Origin of the sequence: Geobacillus sp. ZGt-1, from assembly GCF_001026865.1 — a bacterium.
GTDB lineage: Bacteria > Bacillota > Bacilli > Bacillales > Anoxybacillaceae > Geobacillus > Geobacillus thermoleovorans.
In genome coordinates, this window is sequence record NZ_LDPD01000067.1 from 1 (window position 1) to 607 (window position 607).

General features: G+C 46.3%; 1 pseudogene. It reads right to left on the reverse strand.

Going from position 1 to position 607, the window contains the following annotated elements:
• Positions 1–67 precede the first annotated feature (67 nt).
• Positions 68–441: pseudogene (locus tag VU18_RS21325) on the reverse strand (hypothetical protein).
• Positions 442–607 lie beyond the last annotated feature (166 nt).

A 607-nucleotide genomic window follows, 5' to 3' on the forward strand; every position in this document is an offset into this window, starting at 1 on the left:
ACAAAATGCCTCTCGACCCTTGATACAAAAGGGACGGGAGGCATTTGAGCACACTTCGGGCGTGTATCTAGGGGCGATGATGGATGCCTAGGATCTTCGGAGGAGGTTCCAGCCCTAGAGCCGCAAAGAGTTGCGCTTGTTTGGCCGTCAGCTCGGTTCGTTGATCAAGGTCTCCGTTTTTGAAGAAAAATGTCCAAGCATAAGACGCTCGCATTCGTCCCTTACTTTCGGCCACGATTCATGAGTCAGGAGAAAGGATCGCGAAATGCTTTTGGCCAGACGCTCCAAGACGGCGCGATCCACTTCATCTTCGCGACCGAACGAATCCATCACCTTCGCTTTCGCCTATTTGGCCTTTGGATCCCATTCATTATGAGCAAGCTGGAGATACGCCACGATCGTTCCATCTTTATTTTTGCGTGTTACTTTCCGCATGTACATGCCTATATTATAAACGATATTTGGCTATTTTAAAAGGTTAATTTGTCAAGTCGTGTGCCTATGAAATTCAGCGTTTTTTTCTAGGATTCACATCGTGAAATCCTTGATATTACAGCATTTTGACCATTTGCATTTGCCTAAAATGGCCTCAAAACTGTCGAACTCG